21 protein-coding genes and 4 pseudogenes are annotated in these 18,029 nt (G+C 66.3%); 14 read left to right on the top strand and 11 right to left on the bottom strand.

The genetic code is table 11. The annotated features are described in order from the left end of the window. The first annotated feature begins 522 nt into the window (after window positions 1-522). The gene (locus LVY72_RS14685; RefSeq protein ID WP_237822157.1) at window positions 523-780 is read left to right on the top strand and encodes a LapA family protein; all 258 of its coding nucleotides are present in this window, start codon (window positions 523-525) and stop codon (window positions 778-780) included. Window positions 781-845: 65 nt separating this feature from the next. On the opposite strand, the gene LVY72_RS14680 is transcribed toward LVY72_RS14685, so the two are convergent. The 7 genes and pseudogenes from LVY72_RS14680 to LVY72_RS14650 form a co-directional block, all read right to left on the bottom strand. Next, complete coding sequence (locus LVY72_RS14680) at window positions 846-1,742, bottom strand: diacylglycerol/lipid kinase family protein (protein WP_237822155.1); 897 nt, start codon at window positions 1,740-1,742, stop codon at window positions 846-848. A 398-nt stretch (window positions 1,743-2,140) separates the two neighbouring features. Next, window positions 2,141-2,434 (bottom strand): hypothetical protein, encoded by a 294-nt coding sequence (locus LVY72_RS14675; protein WP_237822153.1) that lies wholly within the window; start codon window positions 2,432-2,434, stop codon window positions 2,141-2,143. Between the two features lie 25 nt (window positions 2,435-2,459). Further along, entirely contained in the window at window positions 2,460-2,723 is a 264-nt protein-coding gene (locus tag LVY72_RS14670; RefSeq protein WP_237822151.1) for a YegP family protein, read from the bottom strand. Between the two features lie 903 nt (window positions 2,724-3,626). Further along, window positions 3,627-3,829: pseudogene (locus LVY72_RS25010) on the bottom strand (ATP-binding protein); the annotation flags it as partial. 298 nt (window positions 3,830-4,127) lie between these two features. Continuing rightward, window positions 4,128-4,430, bottom strand: a complete 303-nt coding sequence (locus tag LVY72_RS14660) for a hypothetical protein (RefSeq protein WP_237822149.1) — start codon at window positions 4,428-4,430, stop codon at window positions 4,128-4,130. Between the two features lie 435 nt (window positions 4,431-4,865). Then, window positions 4,866-5,558 (bottom strand): annotated as a pseudogene (locus LVY72_RS14655) (sarcosine dehydrogenase); the annotation flags it as partial. Between the two features lie 154 nt (window positions 5,559-5,712). After that, a complete protein-coding gene (locus tag LVY72_RS14650; RefSeq protein WP_237822147.1) occupies window positions 5,713-6,456 on the bottom strand; it encodes a polysaccharide deacetylase family protein in 744 nt (247 codons plus the stop codon). Between the two features lie 1,276 nt (window positions 6,457-7,732). Here LVY72_RS14650 and LVY72_RS14645 point away from each other — a divergent pair. Continuing rightward, window positions 7,733-8,659: a hypothetical protein gene (locus LVY72_RS14645; protein ID WP_237822145.1), complete on the top strand. Its 927-nt coding sequence runs from the start codon at window positions 7,733-7,735 to the stop codon at window positions 8,657-8,659. A 173-nt stretch (window positions 8,660-8,832) separates the two neighbouring features. Here LVY72_RS14645 and LVY72_RS24415 read toward each other — a convergent pair whose 3' ends face one another. Then, on the bottom strand, window positions 8,833-8,961 hold the full coding sequence (locus tag LVY72_RS24415; RefSeq protein ID WP_269092538.1) for a hypothetical protein: 129 nt from the start codon (window positions 8,959-8,961) through the stop codon (window positions 8,833-8,835). Between the two features lie 505 nt (window positions 8,962-9,466). Here LVY72_RS24415 and LVY72_RS14640 point away from each other — a divergent pair. From LVY72_RS14640 to LVY72_RS14620, 5 genes are all read left to right on the top strand, one after another. Beyond that, entirely contained in the window at window positions 9,467-9,829 is a 363-nt protein-coding gene (locus tag LVY72_RS14640) for a hypothetical protein (RefSeq protein ID WP_237822143.1), read from the top strand. Then, on the top strand, window positions 9,816-9,989 hold the full coding sequence (locus LVY72_RS14635; protein ID WP_237822142.1) for a hypothetical protein: 174 nt from the start codon (window positions 9,816-9,818) through the stop codon (window positions 9,987-9,989). Before LVY72_RS14640 ends, LVY72_RS14635 begins: the two co-directional genes overlap by 14 nt. Window positions 9,990-9,998: 9 nt before the next feature. Further along, window positions 9,999-10,481 (top strand): hypothetical protein, encoded by a 483-nt coding sequence (locus LVY72_RS14630; protein ID WP_237822140.1) that lies wholly within the window; start codon window positions 9,999-10,001, stop codon window positions 10,479-10,481. 156 nt (window positions 10,482-10,637) lie between these two features. Then, window positions 10,638-10,859, top strand: coding sequence for a hypothetical protein (locus tag LVY72_RS14625; protein WP_237822137.1), 222 nt, complete (start codon window positions 10,638-10,640; stop codon window positions 10,857-10,859). A 118-nt stretch (window positions 10,860-10,977) separates the two neighbouring features. Further along, the gene (locus LVY72_RS14620) at window positions 10,978-11,259 is read left to right on the top strand and encodes a hypothetical protein (protein WP_237822135.1); all 282 of its coding nucleotides are present in this window, start codon (window positions 10,978-10,980) and stop codon (window positions 11,257-11,259) included. A 26-nt stretch (window positions 11,260-11,285) separates the two neighbouring features. Here the strand turns inward: LVY72_RS14620 and LVY72_RS14615 are convergent, their stop codons facing one another. Further along, window positions 11,286-11,468, bottom strand: a complete 183-nt coding sequence (locus LVY72_RS14615) for a CsbD family protein (protein ID WP_237822275.1) — start codon at window positions 11,466-11,468, stop codon at window positions 11,286-11,288. A 768-nt stretch (window positions 11,469-12,236) separates the two neighbouring features. Between LVY72_RS14615 and LVY72_RS14610 the strand changes: the two genes are divergently transcribed. After that, window positions 12,237-12,716 (top strand): hypothetical protein, encoded by a 480-nt coding sequence (locus LVY72_RS14610; RefSeq protein ID WP_237822134.1) that lies wholly within the window; start codon window positions 12,237-12,239, stop codon window positions 12,714-12,716. Window positions 12,717-12,747: 31 nt separating this feature from the next. Next, window positions 12,748-13,245: a hypothetical protein gene (locus LVY72_RS14605; RefSeq protein WP_237822132.1), complete on the top strand. Its 498-nt coding sequence runs from the start codon at window positions 12,748-12,750 to the stop codon at window positions 13,243-13,245. A 289-nt stretch (window positions 13,246-13,534) separates the two neighbouring features. On the opposite strand, the gene LVY72_RS14600 is transcribed toward LVY72_RS14605, so the two are convergent. Further along, window positions 13,535-13,948: a VOC family protein gene (locus LVY72_RS14600; protein ID WP_237822130.1), complete on the bottom strand. Its 414-nt coding sequence runs from the start codon at window positions 13,946-13,948 to the stop codon at window positions 13,535-13,537. Between the two features lie 321 nt (window positions 13,949-14,269). On the opposite strand from LVY72_RS14600, the pseudogene LVY72_RS24930 reads away from it, so the two are divergent. The 5 genes and pseudogenes from LVY72_RS24930 to LVY72_RS14580 all read left to right on the top strand — a co-directional run bounded on the left by LVY72_RS24930 (window position 14,270) and on the right by LVY72_RS14580 (window position 17,506). Further along, window positions 14,270-14,862: pseudogene (locus LVY72_RS24930) on the top strand (transaldolase family protein). Window positions 14,863-15,158: 296 nt separating this feature from the next. Further along, window positions 15,159-15,404: pseudogene (locus tag LVY72_RS24925) on the top strand (glycoside hydrolase family 15 protein); the annotation flags it as partial. Window positions 15,405-15,532: 128 nt separating this feature from the next. Further along, window positions 15,533-15,685: a hypothetical protein gene (locus LVY72_RS14590; RefSeq protein ID WP_237822128.1), complete on the top strand. Its 153-nt coding sequence runs from the start codon at window positions 15,533-15,535 to the stop codon at window positions 15,683-15,685. A gap of 609 nt (window positions 15,686-16,294) precedes the next feature. Beyond that, entirely contained in the window at window positions 16,295-16,657 is a 363-nt protein-coding gene (locus LVY72_RS14585) for a DUF488 domain-containing protein (RefSeq protein ID WP_237822126.1), read from the top strand. Window positions 16,658-17,044: 387 nt separating this feature from the next. After that, complete coding sequence (locus LVY72_RS14580; RefSeq protein WP_237822124.1) at window positions 17,045-17,506, top strand: universal stress protein; 462 nt, start codon at window positions 17,045-17,047, stop codon at window positions 17,504-17,506. Between the two features lie 176 nt (window positions 17,507-17,682). On the opposite strand, the gene LVY72_RS14575 is transcribed toward LVY72_RS14580, so the two are convergent. Next, window positions 17,683-17,898, bottom strand: a complete 216-nt coding sequence (locus LVY72_RS14575; protein WP_237822123.1) for a hypothetical protein — start codon at window positions 17,896-17,898, stop codon at window positions 17,683-17,685. Window positions 17,899-18,029 lie beyond the last annotated feature (131 nt).

Below are 18,029 nucleotides of genomic sequence, written 5' to 3'. Positions count from 1 at the left end.
AATCGCCGCGGGTGATCTCAGGCGCGAAACCCGGCCCTCCTCGTGAAACGCGCCCGCGGCAACTGATTTCCGGACCGCAACCCGTCCGCGCTGTGACCGCACGGTCCCATACGGCGAAAAGTGGGCAGGCTCGGGCTGAACATCAATTGGAAATACTCAGCGCACCCGGAGTCGGGCACGGCGGAATGCCAGGGCGTCTCGCAAGCCGGGCATACAAGAGATCCCCGTAAGACATTTCCGGCTTCTTGAAAATTTCAGCCCGGTTGTGTCCTACCACGGTATCTCGCAGGAAGCAGCCGACAACCCGCCCATTGCCACGAGACAGCTGCCACGAAAGGAGAGAAACTATGGCCTTCGAACCGCGCACACGGCGTTCCCACACGAGAGGCCGCCGCTCACGAGGCCCCGGAAAGTCCGGCGCTTCCGACGTAACTGTCGTGCCGAAGGTCGGAAGGACAAACCCAGGCGACCCGAAGCGGCGACAGGGACCTGGAGGAGAAGCCGCGGGTTACCCGGGCCGGCATGATCTGGACGGCCACCTTTGCCGACCTGATGCGTCTGGTGCTGCTGATCATCGTCATCGCCCAAAACCAGGATCAGGTCACCCTGCGGTACTTCAGCTTCGGGAGCGCGGTCAATCGTCGCCTGGCCCTGTTCATCGCGGCCGTCGGCGGCGGACTCCTAACCGCCGCGACCGGTGCCGCCCGGAGCATCCAGGTTAGGGCGGGCGCGCAGAAGAACCCGACGGACCGGAACCGAATGCGCCATCAGTCCCGCTGAACGGACGGCAGGTATCCGGCCAACGGCAGGAAGCTCCGTTCAGGCGGACAGCCACCTGGACGCCTTCAGCCGATAACGGCCAAGGCTCCGGGCACCGACTCCACCAGTACGTCCGACGCGGCGCCGACGGTCATGATTTCACCGTCGGTCTGGACAGGGATGCTGTCCGTGGTGCTGAATTCGTAACGGCTGACACTGGGCTGTTCGCCCAGGCCCACCGTCACCGCGCGGAGGGTCATCAGTGCCATGCGCCACCTGCTGGCAGGCGGCAGCATCACCACTTCGAACTTCCCGTCCGCTGGATCGCCGGACTCGCTCAGCCTGCCATACTTGGCGATGTCCTGGATATTGGCGAGCACCAGGCTGTCCAGCCTCGCCCGGGCACCGTCGTCCCGGGTGATCTCGAAGGGCCGCAATCCGGCGACCGTACGGGCTACCGAGACGAGCTCCTTTAACACCCCCTTCTGGCCCTCTTCGATCCCGATGGCCATCAGTGGTGTCAGGCCGAACCCAATATAGGAGTGTGCATAGCGCGACCACTCCTGTGGCCCGGTGCAAACCCGCAGCCTCAGCAGGTCGATCCGCCGAACCTCACCCCCGGCAATCGCGTCGATCAGGCCCTGCCGGCGGGTGCTGCGGCGGTGGTCATTGGCATTGCCGCCGGCCATTACGGCGCACACTGCCCCGGTGCCCGGCACATCCATCACCCCGTTGACCACTTCGTTGAATCCGCCGTCGCCGCTGACGGAAACAATCAGCGGCCCGCCGTCCTCCGCGGCGGCGCGCGCCAGTTCGCGGGCATGGCCGGCCGATTCCGTGTGCCGCACCTGGACCGGCACATCCGGCAGCCGCAGGGCGAGGTCCTCGCGCAGCTGTTCGGCCAGATACCTCGGGACTTTGCTGGCATCCGGATTGTAGATCAGCACCACCCGGTCAAAACGCCCGGGAAAGCAACCATTCATACCGCCAGCTTAATCACCGCGAACGACGGCGTGGATAACCGCATGCCCGTCACGCCCAGCTATCTGCGGATCCGACCCGCTGCCCGCACCGGAATCCGCACCGGCGGCGAGAATCGGTGCGGCGGCACTAGCCTGTCGGTTCCATGGTAGTGATACAGTGTTTCGCGGCCGATGCCGAACTCCCGGGCGAGACCGGTCTCCTTTTCCCCTGCGGCGGCCGGCCGGCGAAGTTTGGCTGTCGGGGCGGGTCAGGTCGCTTTTGCGTCCACGGTGCGTTCCTACCGGACGACGCCTGAGGGCACCGGCACGGTGGCTGGGACTTTCCAGACAGGACGCACCGGTGGGCCCCGTCAGGCGGCCCGCCGGCAGTTACCGTGCGGGCGTCGCCGGCTGCCGTCCTACGCCGCGGCCGGCTCCAGGAGCTCGAGCCGGCACGGCACGGACGCCGGACCGGTGGCTGGGGGCAGCTGCCCCGCCCCGCGAGCCGAGTGCAGGTCCGCCATCGGACCGGTGCCTACCGCCGCCTGGCGCAGGTCAAGAACCACGGCCAGGCCGCCAGCGAACGTGCAGGCGCGCCGTGCCACCGTGTAGACCACCCCCAGGTTGTGCTCCGTGACCGTGCCGCGGACCTGGATGTGCGCCGCGGCCATGTCCAAGTCGAGCCGGACCAGGACCTTCAGCTTCGACCGCACAGCCGGGACGGTCCCTCTGCGCAGCTCACGCATGCAGCGGCGCCCCGGCCAGTCGGCGACGCCCCGTGGGCCGGTCATGGCGCCCGCCCTGGGCGGGTTCCGCCGTGGACGGTGCCGACTTCTCCACGATCTGCCCTGCCGCGGCGTTTTCCCGCACTGCAAAGATGGCCGCCGCCGCCCCGGCCTTGTCCCGGAACAGACCGGAGACGGCCAGAACCTCATGGTCCTCTCCCGTCAGCCGGAACCTGAAATCCGTGCCGTCCGCGTATATTTCAAACCGCCCTGCCATGCCGACCATTCCCCTTGAATCCCCGGCGGCACCCGGCCGCCTGCACGCATTGACGTAGTCATCAATGCCCCCACGATGGACTCTCACGCCGCCGTCCGGGTGGGCAACCCGCATCTAATTATTACATCGATTTGATTAAATTACTATGTCCGGCGATTTTGTGCGCAATGATCGCTTATAATGCCGCCCGATTCCCGGGTGGCTGTCGCAGGCGCTGCCGCCCCATGCGACTGTCCTCAGCCCGACCTGTTCCGCCCGCCCCGCCATCATAAGGATCCGAGTCCTCAGACATCAGGAGGTGCCTGCCGGCCGGGCGCTCTGTAATGCGCCCGGACCCGGGACCGCCGGGCACGGCCATGGCACCGGGTGCGCGGACGGACGGTCCGCGAAGGAAGCACCGAAGCATCATGCGATGAGGGGCGGGCCGTCTTCACTATCGGGCACTCCACGCATCCGATGGACGGGGTTCGCGGCCTGCTGCAGGCGCACGGGGATCACCCCGACGACGTTCGTACCATCGCCAAGTCCGGGCATGATCGGCAGTTCACCGAGGGCGCGCCGTCGGAAAAGCCTGCGGCGCCTGCGCGAGCCCGGCGGCCTACGCTAGCTCCAGAGATAGCCCCAACGGTGCCTGGAGGAATGCCTCGTTCAGTGCCCGGAATGTGTCGTTCCGCAGGTTCACAAACAACAGTTCCACAGTCAAGGATGCAGGCGAAGAATGCGGAAAATCATCGCAGACATTTCCAGACTGGCGGATTGTGTCGGGTATTGGCATGGAAAACCATGGTCAGCCTGCTCATACCTGAAGGAGGATGGGGGAACAATCCCCGTCCTGAGGCGTGTCAGCGCCGGTCCAATAGTGAGCCGTTTCGTGGGTGGAAAAGTGAGCCACGTTGACGGGAACTATTCTGCCGCAGTTTCGGGTCTTGTCGAGGACATCGAGTCGATCTGATGGTTCCTGAGCCGATAGCTGGACCCCTTGAGCGTGACGACTTCGACGTGGTGGACGATTCGGTCGATCATTGCTGCGGCGACGACCTGATCGCCGAACACGTCCCCCAGCGGGCAAAGCCCAGGTGTGAGGTCAGTATCAGCGAGGCGTGTTCCTAGCGGGCGCGATTCGCCGAGTTCGAGCAGACATTTGCGCTGTTACCGGCGTTTGTCCGAAAAATTCTAACGGCTGCAGGCTGACCAGCAGACGGCAGCCCGGCTCTTCGTGCAGTTACGGCTACCGGGCCGGACAGACCGGGACCTGGCTGTTTTCGGGATCGCAGATCAGGACGAACCGGGCAACCCGTGCCGGATGAGCAGGATTGTTCTTGAGGGTTGATGACAGGTGAGTAGGAAATCGGCTCCGTCGATCGTAAGGTTCGGGGCGTGCCGGCAGGCTGCTGGAAGACAGCACTAGGGTGCGGCCAGGCTCTCCATGGCAATCGTCTCGACGATTTTGGTGACGGGCGCTTCGGCCAGCGCCTGAGACATGAGGTCGCTCTTCCACACCTCGTTTTGCAGCCGTGGCAGGAATTCTGCGGCAGCCTCTTCGGTGTCGAAGTCGAGTTCCAGGATCGCGACGTTCTTCTCATCCAGCGGCCGGGAGATCTTGTACGACCTGACACCGGCGGCCCCGCGGCCAAGCAGGTCCCTGTCGAACGCCCGCATCCACATCCGGAAGTCTCTGACGGTGTGCTCTATCCGCAGGGTAAACACAGCGTTCCTTCCTGATAGTCCTTACACGATCACCCTAGGCCGCGAAGGCCGATCCGGCTAGGGACGCTGATGGGCGGGGTCCGTCCGTGCCGGCCGCGGCCCGGAGCAGTCACTTATTGCATTTGTCCACGAGACTGGCGCCGCATTCCGGCCCGAACCTCCAGGTCTTCAGGTAGTCCGCGTCGTTGACGGCCCTGTTCGGTCCGCGACATCGAACAGCGGGTTTCTATGTCCAGAATCCGTCGAGGACACGCCGCCGGCACCGGACCCCAGTACTTGGAAGAGTGCCTGTCCGACAGGACGAGCCTGAAAACCTTGGTTCAGGTGTGAAGGAAACCCCTCTGACTTGGGGAAACTCTGTGCCCGAGATGGGACTCGAACCGGTTTCCCGCCCTGCAAATAAAGGGATCGCCCGGTAACCTGCCGCATCCGGCCCGGCACGACGGCGATGGTGGTGCTGGCGGCGCGGAAGTACTTCAGGCCCTCGTTGGACAGATCCTGCGGGGTCAGCGGCTGGACCATGTCGCGGGCGCGCGGACCCCAGACCCCGATGCAGCAGGTGCCGCCGGTGGTGTCCCGGACCTGGACCCACTGCAGCGGGTCCGTCTCGGTCTGCGCGGCGGCCCGCCGGGCGATGTAGTCCAGGTCCAGCCCGCCGTTGGCGCCGACCTGGAAGAGTGTGTCCTCGATCCGGGCCACGGTTAGGTCGCTCTTGATGCCGCCCGCCTCGTCCAGCATCAGGGTGTAGGTGACCGAGCCGACGGTCTTGTCCAGCTGGCCGGTTGACAGGTGCTGCAGCAACTGCAGCACCCCGGGCCCGGAGACCTCCAGCCGCTTCAGCGCGGTCATGTCGTACATCGCCACGTTGGTACGGGTGGCGTGGGCCTCGGCGGCGGCGATCGGGGAGTCGAACTGCGCCGACCAGTCGTCGCGGGCCGGCGGCTGCCAGTCCTCCGGCAGGGTCTTGAGCAGGCCCGCGTTCGCCTCGTACCAGTGCGGGCGCTCCCACCCGGCGGTTTCAAGGAAGAAGGCGCCCAGGTCTGTCTGGCGCCGGTGGAATGGGGAGACGCGCAGGTTCCGCGGTGACTGCCGGGGCTCGAGCGGGTGGCGGATGTCGTAGATTTCGACAATCCGGTCCCCGACAACATAGGAGGCCTGCCCGTGCCAGATCGGTTAGCGGCTGGTCTTCGAATCGTCCATGACCGTGGCGTCCGAGACGGGTCCGGGGGTCTGCCACACACGCGGCTTCGCCGGGGGGCGGAAGTTGCAGCCTGCAGGGAGTTCAGCAGGGCAGGCGTGAGGGCAGCTTCTTGGTAGTGGGAATGATCCGGCCCCGGTTGTCCATGCCCCGGTAGGCCCGGCACGGTTTCAGGCCGCGGTCGGCGAGCCGGGCCCTGATCTGCCCGATGGCGGCCGGGCTGAAGCCGTTCCAGGCCATGTGCATCAGGACGGTCCCGCCGGAGCCGGCACCGGCCGCAGCGGCCACCACCTGCGCGCGGCTCTTGCCGGTCCAGTCCCGGGTATCGGTGCCCCAGAGCCAGATCTTCATCCCGGCGCGGGCATAACCGCAGCGGACCTTGGCGTTCACCGCGCCGTAGGGCGGGCGGCCGTAGTTGCTTCCCGCTCCGGGGGCCCGCGAGATTTCGCGGGCGACGGCGGCGCAGCTGAGCTTGCGCAGGTCCGGGTGCGTGATGCTGTGGTTGATCACATACTGGCCGCGGTCGCGGGCGTACTGGGCGATGTTAACGCCGGTGCGGTCCAGGAACCGGCGGATGCAGTTGCCGGTCGGCGCGATGACCAGACCGATGTTCTTCTTTTTCGCGTAACCGACAACGCTCTTGAAGGCGCCCAGCGTCCGCGGACAGTCATCATAGGTGAGCATGACGCGCCGGCTGAGGTTCGGACCGCGGTACACGTTGTAGGCCACGGCAGCCGAGGCCGGCCCGGCCGGGACCAGCAGGCCCAGGGCCAGTGCGGCCGCGGACAGGACGGACAGGACAAACCGGATGGCGGTGCGACCGCGCATAATGCCGCCTGCTTTCCCCAAACCTGCGTCCCCGCGGCGCAGGATCTCCCATGCTACGTCCGCGGCCGGCCGGACCCGCTGCGGCACTACGGCGTGTCCGGCAAATCGACTGCGACGACAGTATCCCGGGTGCCACACCGTGGTCGGACGTATGGAATGCTGTCCTTCGGGCTGGCGAAAGCGAAGAGGTCAATGCATCGGACTAGTGGACATAGCCGAGACCAAGGCGGCGTCACTGCCCATATTGCTGCTGCCGCTCGACCGGTGATTGCTGTCCCGTCAGCCGGTCCCCCACCCTGACACTCCCGATCGCGCCCCCCCACTGGCGAAAATTCCTTGCGGAAGCCGGCGACTGGGATTCGCATCAATTCAATTCCGCCCGCAAAAGCCTAGTCGGGAAAACTTGTGGCGATACGCATTCGGCCGGGATCAGGACGTGGCAGGCAGCGGGACCGGCGATCGGCACGATGCAGCCCGGCAGCGGCCATACCCCGGGAGGGCCCGCGAAGCAGCCGACGCCTGTCCGTGCCCCGGTCATGTCACCCGAGCGGTCCGAGCGCATGGAGAGGTGTCTGCAGGAAAACCACGGGCACCGGCAGAAAAGAAAGGGATTCAAACCACCAACGGCCCCGCCGCAACCGGGGCCGCCGCGGGACAGATCACCAACTCCCCGTCCGGACAACTCCATAGCCCGCCTGGACCCCGCCCACCCCCGGAACCGAAGTCCGAGAGATCCGCACACAAAGTGCACGCACACATCGAGGAGAAACCCCTCTGACGTTGGGAAACACTGTGCCCGAGGTTGGAATCGAACCGGCCTCCCCCGCGGATACAGGCCACCCGCGGAAACCGGCCGGATCCGGCGCGGTCCGGCCGATATACGGGGCAGTACGGCGGCATAAGTGTGCACGTTGTGCACACCCCCTACCGGGCCCTTGGAACTGCCCCTCAAAAATCCACTGGTTTCATCGAGGGCGTTGGCGACATCTATGGCTTCCACCAGCGATCGTCCGATGACACGCCGGGCCCCGTCCCTCGAAAGCTATCAGGCACCCGGGCGCAATCCATCCGTCTCCACTCAGAGTTCGGCCAGGACTTGATGGAGCCGATAACAGCGCCAGCTAGCACCTTTACCGTGGTGAGCCTGGGCGCAGGGCGTGTCGTAACGAGTGCCGGGGCGCGCATGCAGGTCGTAACCACTGTCTTGTTCCCCTACCGGCGAGGGCAGGCCCGGCCATAGGCTAAGTATTTTCAGGGATCGGAACACGGGGTATCCATGGACAACCAGCATCCGACCGAGTCAGCAAAAGATAAGGCAGCGCGCAAGGCGCGCCGCCAGTACCGCCAGCGCGCTGACCGCGCGCTGGTCGAGCACGGAGTATCCGCCCTCCTCAAGGTCCGGCAGTCCGTAATTGCCGACCACATGCGGAATCGCCACATCACCAGGCCTGTCACCTACGCGGACGCCCTGAGGTGGCAGACCGGGGAAGCACCGGCACCGGTATGGATGACCGAACTAATCAATCAGGTCCGCGGACGTCGGGAAGAGATGGGCGGGGTCTTTAAGCAGGTGGGGCAGAAACTGCTCAACGGCAGCAGGATCGGGGGGCGTCTTGAGGAGACAGCGGCAACAGATCTTGCCTTTAAGGCAGCCCGCGACCTCTGCCTCTCCGGAGGGTCAGTGACGTGGCTAAGCGATCTGGACCTGGCGGCCCTGACCTGGGCAGGGATCGACCCCGAGGACACGGGATCCTGGCCATTCGAAATCCCTGAAGGTCTCATGCCGACCAAAGGTCTGACCGAGAAGCTCACCGCTCCCCTGGGCCCGGACCTTGAGCACATCATCACCGTGTCCATCGACGGCCGGGTCTCCGGCTCCTCGGCCGTTCGCGTCCGGGCCGACCTGAGCTGCGACATCGAACTGCCCGGGCTGATGTCCAGGCTGGAGCGGGAAGTTGCCGCCGGCGCGACCGGGGGCGTTGTTCTGCGGACCATTGACGACAGCCGGACCTACCTCCTCCGGCCCGGCCGGGGCATCCCATACACGATGGTGCGGGGTTGGTTCTTCCACGACCGGCTGTTCGAGGCCAGGACCGGTGCCGAAATGTCCAGGATCATGTACACCGATGCGGAAACCGGAGAAGCGGTCAACCCGGACCCCTCGGCCGACTGCGAAGGCTCCTGGGAATTCAACTTGCCCTGATACGCAACGGCCCAGTGTTTCCCGGCGGCGCTGGCCCTGGTCAGAGTTCGTCGATCCGCAGACCCAGGTCCTGAGAGTAGTCCGGCTTCGGCATGGGCTTTCCATCCCCGCCCAGGAACAGCCGGTACTACACCGTGCTGAGGCGTTGGGCAACGCCGCTCAGGGTTCCGGCCTCAGTATCCGCCGGTCCTGGTCGTTTCGTCGTGGGCGCAGGTACGGCCCTCCGGGCCGAAGACCTCCTGCCGGAAGCCGGCGAGTTCCACGCGGTATCTGTCCTGGATCCGGGCGCTAAGTTCGTTCACACCCACCCCATCACGGTACCCACCGGGCCGCGGTCGGCCCATCCGGTGACCGGACTATGCCCGTCCGCCCATATGTGGCCCACGGCGGCCCAGTACCTGACCGCGGCCGCCGACGTCGCCTAATCCCCCGATTTCCCCATCGGACCGCCGAACATATTGTCCACCGGGTTCCCTTGGCCGACGAGGCCACGGCCCCGGTCCACGGTCCGCCGCGGTCGAGGCCAGTTCTACCGCCCGGTGTTCGAACGCCAGCATGGTCTCCGCGCCGTCGCCAGACCCGGCCTTCCCCACTGCCGTCAAAATACCCCGGAAGACAAGTCTGAGGGGACAGTGTTCCGTAGGGGTTGGATGATAGCCAGAACGAATACTGAGTCGAACTCCGGCTCTTAGAACAAGGGCACCCGTCCCGGTTCGGATGCTGGTCGCTTTCCATCGTGTTGGCGTTGTCCTGCACCTTGGCCCCCCTGCCCCGGAGCAGTTTGGTGACCGTCACGGCGCAGACTTGGTGCCCGGCGGCCCCGCACCCGGACCACACCGCCGGGGCAAGGACCCACGCGCCGGCATCTACCGGAGCCTGGCCGAGGCGCTGCGCTCCTACCCCGGCACCGGGGCGGACTCCCCCGCCGCCAGGATCGGCGTCGCCTCCTGGGAGGCATGGTTCCCCGGCCGGCACCTAATGAGCGAGGCGTTCTACGGGCTGCGCGCCGACTTCGCCCTCAACGACGCGCCCGGCCCGGACAAGTGGGTGTCGCGGGACATGCTCCGGGACCTCCCGTTCGCCCCGGGGGGGGGAAACCTTCGACGCGACCGCGGTCATCGAGAACGCCCCGCTGCTGGCGGCCACCCCGTACTGGATGCGCAAGGGTGACCACACCCGGCTCATCGGTTCGCCCTCGCATCGCGCGGGGATCGAGCCGATCCACAAGGACCCGGTACGCCCGGAGAAGGCCACGGGCCGCGCGCTCGGCGAGGCCGTCGGCGCCGCCGGTGCGGCGAAGCTGCCGCCGCGGCTGCGCATTGAAGGCTAGGCTGGCGCCATGATGCGTCATTCGGTGTTCGTCGCCTGCGCGGCAGCGGCCCTGCTCATGTCATTATCCGCGTGCACAGGGGCCGGGGAGGAACCCGGGGCGGCACCTTCCACCTCTACCGCCCCGTCCACTCCGACCATGTCCGGGCCGGCGCTGGAGGACTGGGCCCAGAAGGCTTTTGACGAAGAAATCTGGGGGTCTCCGGGAGCCTTCAAGGCGGCGGGCGGCATCGGACCCGGCCAGGATGGAGGCCTCGAATTCACACCCGCGAAGGCCGGCTGGTACCGCATCGGGATGGTGTGCGAAGGTGCGAGCTCGATTGACCTCAAGGTCTCCAGTGCCGACGGCCCGCTCGGCGCCGGCAGCGCCGACTGCGGCCCGGCCGTCAACACCCGGATGAAGCTCCCGGCCGGCATGGTGAATGTGACTGTCGACGGCACTGGTGCCGAAGGCCAGTGGGCGGTTGCGGTTGCACCGACCGAAGCCCCGTAACTTCCTGAATCTTCCGCCGCGGATGTGCATCGAAGGATGATCCCGGCGTGCCACCGCCGGATAGCAGCCGGGGCAGCTGGTAGCGTGCCGATCAAGGGCGCAGGCATCCGCCGCAGGGCGTGCAGGCCCGTCTGGTCCGTGGGGAAGGAACAAGGCATGGAGGCCATCGGAGCGGTACTCATCATCGTCGCCATCGCACTGCCGATCATCGTGGCCGTCCGGCTCAAAGGCACCCGGCAGGACCTTGGGAAGAAGCGGGGCCGGCGATCAGCCAGACGGCGGCCCCATCCGTCCGACTCCGACAGTTCGTGGGGCGGTGCGGTCTTCGCCGGCTCCTCGGACTCCAGCGGAGACGCCGGCGGAGGCGGCTGCGACTAGGACGCAAGGCGGAGGCCGGTCCTCGGGCCGGTCTTTTGTTCTGCCCGGCCGGGGACGGCCCGACGGCTGTTTGCACACATGGACGGCAACAAAGTCACACCGAACAGCAGGGAGCAGCATGGATCAGAGCGTGGCAGCGGCACTCGGAATCGTGGCCATCGCCGCATTGATCGTCCTGGCCACCTTAGCCGTCGTGGCGGCGGAGGCGAACCGGGAGAAGGACGAACGCAGGGGCCGGGCTGAACCGTCCTGGGCGGAGGAGCTGGACTATGCAGCGGCCGGTCAGCGCGCGGCACGCCGAGCCGGAGCTCCGCGCAACTCCGGCGACCCGGCGGCGTACTGGGCGCCGTGGTCGGCAGCTTCGGCGACTCGGGCGGCTCGTCCTCGTCCAGCTGTGTGAGCCGCACCTTCCTTGTCAGCCTCCGGTTAATCCTTCTTCCTCTTGAAGGCGTCCTTGATCTTCTCCCCGGCGCTCTTCAGATCCGCCTTTCTCTGATCGCCCTTGCCTTCGGCTTCCAGACTGCGGTCGGCCGTAATTTCGCCGGCTACCTGCTTGCCCTTGCCGCGGAGCTTCTGCGCGGCGTTCTTGATCTTGTCGCCCAAACCCATGGTGTTTCTCCCAGCGGCTGGCAGCGCCTGCCGGCGGACTGTCGGCAAGTCACAATTTTATGGTAATCACGGGGCTGGAAACGAAGATAGGGCGGGGTGGCGTATGGAGGGCAAGCCCGTCAAACGACCCGGCCACCACACCCGGGAAGAGGGATCAGCCCGGGAACTCTCCTCCGCACGTCTTGGCAATTTCCCAACGAAAAGCCGGGGCAGCTCACGTCCTCGGTGTGACGACACCGCCGGCGAAGGTCAGTGCATCTACCATCACGAGATCACCAGGCTATAGGGCACCCGGAAGGGCCGCTCTTCACAGGCCGGCCCTTACCTTTCGCCCCGGGGACCGATCGGGTGCAGTCCATACGCGTGATCTTCGGCATCTGGCCCCTTACCCGGCGGTCCGGTTCAACGGCTGGCAAAGACCGGCCTCAGGACCGTGTGTCGACCAAGCCCGTCCACCCGTGCCCACCTAATCTGACAGACGATCCGCTGCATGCCGATCACGCTCACCCCGCTGACCAGGCGCCCGCGTTACCCGGGTGTCGTGAAGGTAGCGCCGAGCATCCATGCGGGCGCCGATGAAGTGCCGCGTCACTTCGCCGCCGGCCGCCGTGCACGGGGTGTAGGAGCGGATAGCTGGTGGTTGCTGGTCCTGGGAACTTCGCCGACGACGAGGAGCTCGTCAGGGCTTCCCGACCGGTCGACGGTGAGCTAACCGGGCCGTTCCGCACACATTCGATGTGACAGCGATCATCGAACAGAGGAGCACCCGTGGAAGTTGTCTTTATCACCCTGGCCGCGCTGGCCATCATCACCTTCACGCCCGTCGTTGTGGTCAGATCCGAGAAGCGCCGGCGTCGGGAGAAGCGGGAGAGCGACGCGATCATTGAAGCCGTGCGGCGCCGGGAGGAAGCCGAGTGGCAGAAGGAACTTGTGGACTTGGAGCACCTGCAAGTGGAACTGCATGGCAAGCCGGCCGCCGGCACGTCCCGTTACGCAGGGACCGGCAGGCCCGGCGCCGATCGGCGCAGCTCCGGGTCGGCTCCCAGAAGCAGCCACACCTCCGGCACGGACTCCTCGTTCGACGCGCCGGGAGCCGCCATCGCCGCCAGCTACATCTCCGGCTCGGACTCCGGGAGCGGCTGCTACCCGTCCAACTCGTCGAGCAGCTCTTACGACTCGGGAAGCTCGTCCAGTTCCTTCGACTCCGGATCCTCGTTCTCCGGCGGCGACGCCGGCTGCAGCTTCTAGGAAGGGTCCTGCAGAGCGGCATAATGGCCATATGGCGGCCAATGTCCTGAGCCTCGTAGAGCGGCAGGTGACCTCCACAGCTTGGAAGCGGCACCGGCTGTTCTTCCGCCGCGCCGTGGAAACCACCGACGTCCACCTAGACTTCGCCATCGACAGCAAGCCCCTCCGCGACTGGATCCAGGAATGGGAAGGGGCAGACAAGGCCCCGGGGGAAGTATCACTCCTCACCCCGGACCGTCCGGACTTGGCCGTCGAACAAATCGACCGGCTGCTCGGCGGCACCCCGCACCAGTACTGGGACAGGGCGTGGCTGCTGTTCTGTGCCTACTGCTGGGACGAAGGCTGTGGCGGGGTGACTGCGGACATCACCCGCCGGGACGGCATGGTCTACTGGTCGAACCTCGGGTGGAACTTCTCGTACGAGCAGGACACCAACCTGATCCCCAAAGCGGCTGTCTTCGCCTTCGATGAGCGCGAGTACGACCGGGTGCTGCTGGAGGCACGGGAGAGGTTCCGCCGGACGGCCTAGGCACACCGCCGGGGCCATCTGGCTACTCCAGCGGCAGCGGGATCAACTCCGGGAACATGGACTCGAGCTCGGACTCGCCCCACTCTTCGCCAGACGGCTCATCGACTTCGAAGACGCCGGGGTGGTCCGGGTAGTCGTCCCAGAGCTCCCTACCGGTGAGACCGGTGTAGACGTCGGAGGCGACGTAGGACAGCAGTTCCGCCTCGGCGACTTCTTTCGACAGTATCCGTGCTGCTTTCCAACCTCGACGGCACGCTCTAGGCGGTGTCCTTCGGTCCGGGAACCATGTTCAGCTGTAGAGACGCAGGTCCAGAACGGAACGTGGCCGTTGCTCTGGATCCGGATGGGCGATGATGATCCGAATGCCGTCAGGGTCGCGGCCTTCAACGAACGTCACTCCCCCTGCTGAATGCGTGTACGTGTGGCTGTCCGTGTCTTTTAGGGCCTGCTCAAAATACTCCAGTCCCTCCATGCTGTCAGCCGCCCACATCAGCAGATGTGGGCCGATGCCGCCCGTGGGGTGCTCGGCCCTCCTGCCCCGCGCAATCAGATACACCTGGAACCCTCCGGGAGCAAGGAGAAGCGCCGCATGTTCTCCGCGGATGGCTTGCTCGCAGCCGAACAAGTCGCGGTAGAAGTTCACCGACCTGTCGAGTTCGGACACGAACAGAACTGATGAAGCAACTTTTGCAAAATACTTCATTGGGTCATTCTTGACCCGCCGGTGCGGATTGGCCAGCTCCACCATTCCCTCTGTTCCGCGGGTTCCTATCCCGTGCCTACCGGACGCAGGCAGCTCGACCAGGTTGCGGCCATCGCATTCCCACCGGGACAGCCCGGCATCTGCCTCCGTGGCCGTTCCCGTGCCCCCTGCCGGCGGTAGGCTCGAGCATCCGTCTTGCCTTCGCCCCCGTGGAGCACCTTCCATGGGGGCAGGTGTCACCGGATCGTGTACCGCGGTCCGAGGCGCGTTCTTCCGGTCGGCCGGGGCAGCCGCTGCCAGCGGGACAAAAGGAGAAGTACGATGGCCGATCCGTTAGCCGCTCTAACCGACGCCGGCGTCTCGATCTGGCTGGATGATCTCAGCCGGGACAGGCTGGATTCGGGCACCCTTGCCGGTCTGTTCGCCACCGACCGCGTGGTCGGGGTGACCACGAATCCGACCATTTTCGCCAAGGCGATCACGGGCGGGGACGCCTATGACGGGCGGGTGTGTGACCTGGCCGCGCGGGGCGTGGACGTGAACGAGGCGTTAGGGCATTGACCACCTTCAACGGGCGCTGGGCGTGCGATGTGCTGCGCCCCGTCTCTGACGCGACCGGCGGAGTGGACGGGCGGGTCTCAATCGAGATCGACCCCCGGTTGGCCCATGACACCGAGGCGGCCCTTGCCGAAGCGCGGGCGTTGTGGTGGATGGTCGACCGCGAGAATCTGTTCATCAAGATTCCAGCCGCATGCCAGGGACTGCCAGCAATCGCCGGCTGCCTGGCCGAGGGCATCAGCATCTATGACGATGTGCGGCAGGTCCTCGAGCGCCTGGCTAAGGTCGGCATCGACTATGGCGAAGTCGTTTCGAAACTCGAAGACGATGGCGTAGCCGCCTTCGACGCCAGCTAGGACAGTCTCCGCCAGCAGCTGGCCGCCCGCCTGGCCGGCAGGTCCGTGCACCGGACGCAGGGAAGCTGAGGCGCGGCCGCCGGGAGTATGAGTTCAGGTGCAGGATTTACCGGCCCCGGGGCAGGGGCCTCAGCAGGTGCCGCACATGCTGCGCTGCCGCCGGTTTGGGAACCGTACCCGGTTCCCTCCGCTCCGGGCGGTGCTGAGATGGACCTGGCGGGCGGTGCGCCGCTTCGCCGTTCTGGCGGCTCTCCGCTAGCAGGAACCGGACGCGGGGATCTGGGAAATCCGCGCCGATGCCGCCCACCACATGCAAACTGATGGGCTGGCCCGCCCTCGACCGGGCCATGCGGATCGGTGAAAGCCACCGCCTCGGCGCCGGACAGCGGCGGCGCTGGCAGACCGCGCGCGACGGTATCACCGCCGACGTCAGCATCAGGAGCTTCGACCCGGCCAAGCGCAGCTACACCCGCAGCTACGGATCCGTCGACCTGGACGCGGCCCTGCTCATCCTGCCGCTCCTGGACTTCGAAGACCCCGGCTCGCCCCGGCTTACAGGCACGGTCGACGCCGTCCGGCGCGAGCTGTCCGCCGGCGGCCCCTCCCGTACCGCTACCCACCGGGACGCGGCGGCCTGGACGGCCCCGAAGCAGCCGAACTGTTCGAAGCAATGCTGGCGCGGGCCAATCTGCTCGGCCTGTACGGCGAGGAAATGGACCCGGCCACCGGCGCCTATCTCGGCAACATCCCCCAGGCCCTCACCCATACCGCATTCGTGCAGGCCGCACTCGCCCTCCGGGATACAGCCGGCCCACAGGCCTAATCCCGGCCGGCGGCTCCGGTCCCGGCAATCGCATCCCAGTTGGCGCGCCACGTCCAAGACCGCTTCCTCCGCACGGTGCAGGTGTCCTGCCGGTCCCCCGCTGGCCGCCCGGAGCTGCGCAGCCGATGACCATCGGCGCTCCCGTCTTGCTCCGGGAAACTGTCCCCTCCCGGCCCCGGTGTTACACGGTCGGTAGCTGCTGCCCAGGCTGTCCCGGCCTGCCCGCACGCGCCCGGACCCGTTGGCCGGCCCTGCGCCACAGGGTCCCGCTTGTCGAAGGATGCGGGGACGATCGCCGGATATCGAATCATCAGTGAAGAATCCGCACCTCTGGCGGACAGGCTGCGTTTCCATTTCGGCCCGCCCGAATGCACCGGGCCAGATACCTCGGTCAGTACGTTGACGCTGGCGTCAGGTTCTGCCATGGTGGACCAAACTCTGCGGCTATGGTCGTGGCCTCGCCGGGTTGCGCAGGGAGCGGGGAATCTCCAGTCTGGTCACCGACGGTACAGGGAAGCACGAGCTTCACATCGGAGGGGGCATGCACTGGAGGTGGTGATCCGGGGAGGCTGACTGCGGGACTCGCAGATCCATGGGAGGGGCCGGAGCATGAGGCACGGGCATGAGGTGAAGGTGCGGCGGGCCTACGACGAGCCGTTGCGGACAGACGGCACCCGGGTGCTGGTGGATCGCATCTGGCCGCGGGGCCTGAGCAAGGTGAAGGCCCATTTCGATGAATGGTGCAAGCCCGTCGCCCCCTCAGCGGAACTTCGCAAGTGGTACGCCCATGATCCGGAACGTTTTGAAGAGTTCGCCCGCCGTTACCGCGCCGAACTCGAAGAGCCGGAACGCGCGGAGGCCCTTCGCCACCTGCGCTTTCTGGCCAATCGCGGAACCTTGACGCTGATCACGGCCACAAAGCACAGCGACATCAGTGAGGCCGCAGTACTGTCCAGGCTGCTCCAGGACTGACCCGTCAAGGGCGAACACCGGCATTCGGGTCATTGTCGCGGTCCGCTCAGACAGGAGAGGCATCGGTGCCGACGCCGGATGAGGAACGGAAGCAGCCGGGGAAGTTTCAGCGCGACCTGAGGACGGGCAGTCCAGGCGGGCCGAGCCGTCGGCCGGGTCCGCTTCACCGCACGCTCACCCGTATTCGGATGTTCTTCACGGCCCCGAGCGGATTGATTGGCTTCCAGCCGCTTTTCTTCGCCGACCCCACCTGGCAGGCAGCGCCCCGCCCAGGGCAGCACGGTCCACCGTTTGCACCTCCGGACCGGGGAGCCTGGCCGGGCAGGACCACCATTGATGTGATGTCGGACCTGGATGGGAACCCGGGCGGCAGGAACGGAGAAAATCATGACGGAAACACCACAAAACGCCGGTGAACGGATCGTGGTCGGCGTCGACGGATCCGAGCCGTCGATTCTGGCCCTGCGCGAAGCTGCCCGCCTCGCCGAGACGTTGGGTGCCTCCGTGGAAGCCGTTACCGTCTGGCAGGAGGTTTACGGGCTGGAAATGGGCTGGCCGGTGGAATGGGACCCCGAAGACAACGCCGGGAAGATCCTGGCGACAGCCCTCGAGCGGGCCTTCGGCGACGCTGCCCCGGCTGGACTTCGTTCCAAAGTCCGCCGCGGACAGCCCGCCCGCGAACTGATCGCCGAAAGCAAAGGCGCGCGGATGCTTGTGGTCGGTAGCCGCGGGCACGGCGGTTTTGCCGGCCTGCTGCTGGGCTCGGTCAGTTCGGCCTGTGCCGAGCACGCCGAATGCCCGGTCCTGGTGGTACACCACCGGCATGCCCAGCCGGCCGAAGCGCAATGAACCGTACGATGGATGTCCCCTCGTGTCCGTAGCCCGTGTGGCCCGGTGGCCCTGCCGGATCCCCCGGGGCGCCCTGCGATCCCCGGGGAACGGCAGAAGGCGTCTGCCGTTGGAGGGCCGGCCGGCGCCAGGACGCCGGGCACGGACAGGGCCTGTATGGGGCCATGTTGCCTTGGTCATTCCCCGGGATGCTTTTTCCGCAGCGCCCAGGAATGCCCCTGATTGTCGTGTTCCACCTCGAGATCGGCAAGTTGCTCGTCGGAGGCCATTTCCGCGTCGTCGTGCCTGTGTACGACGGGGGTGTCGCTGTCCGTACTGTCTGCCGGCCCGAAGACGTTCATGAGCCGCTGCATCGCGTGCATGAACCTGGTTGTCAGGTCCGGTTTCTCCATGTGAAGCACCCTCTTGTCCTCAGATTGTTGATCAGGCTTGTCAATGGAAGAACGCATGCGGCCTGCGCGTGGGTACAGGGTTGCAGCCGCGGCACATGCCTCCAGTAATTTCGGCGGCCGGCAGATGGGAC

Origin of the sequence: Arthrobacter hankyongi, from assembly GCF_022012395.1 — a bacterium.
Taxonomy (GTDB): Bacteria; Actinomycetota; Actinomycetes; order Actinomycetales; family Micrococcaceae; genus Crystallibacter; species Crystallibacter hankyongi.
Note: the sequence above shows the minus strand (reverse complement) of the source record. Positions and strands in the feature narration are given on the sequence as shown.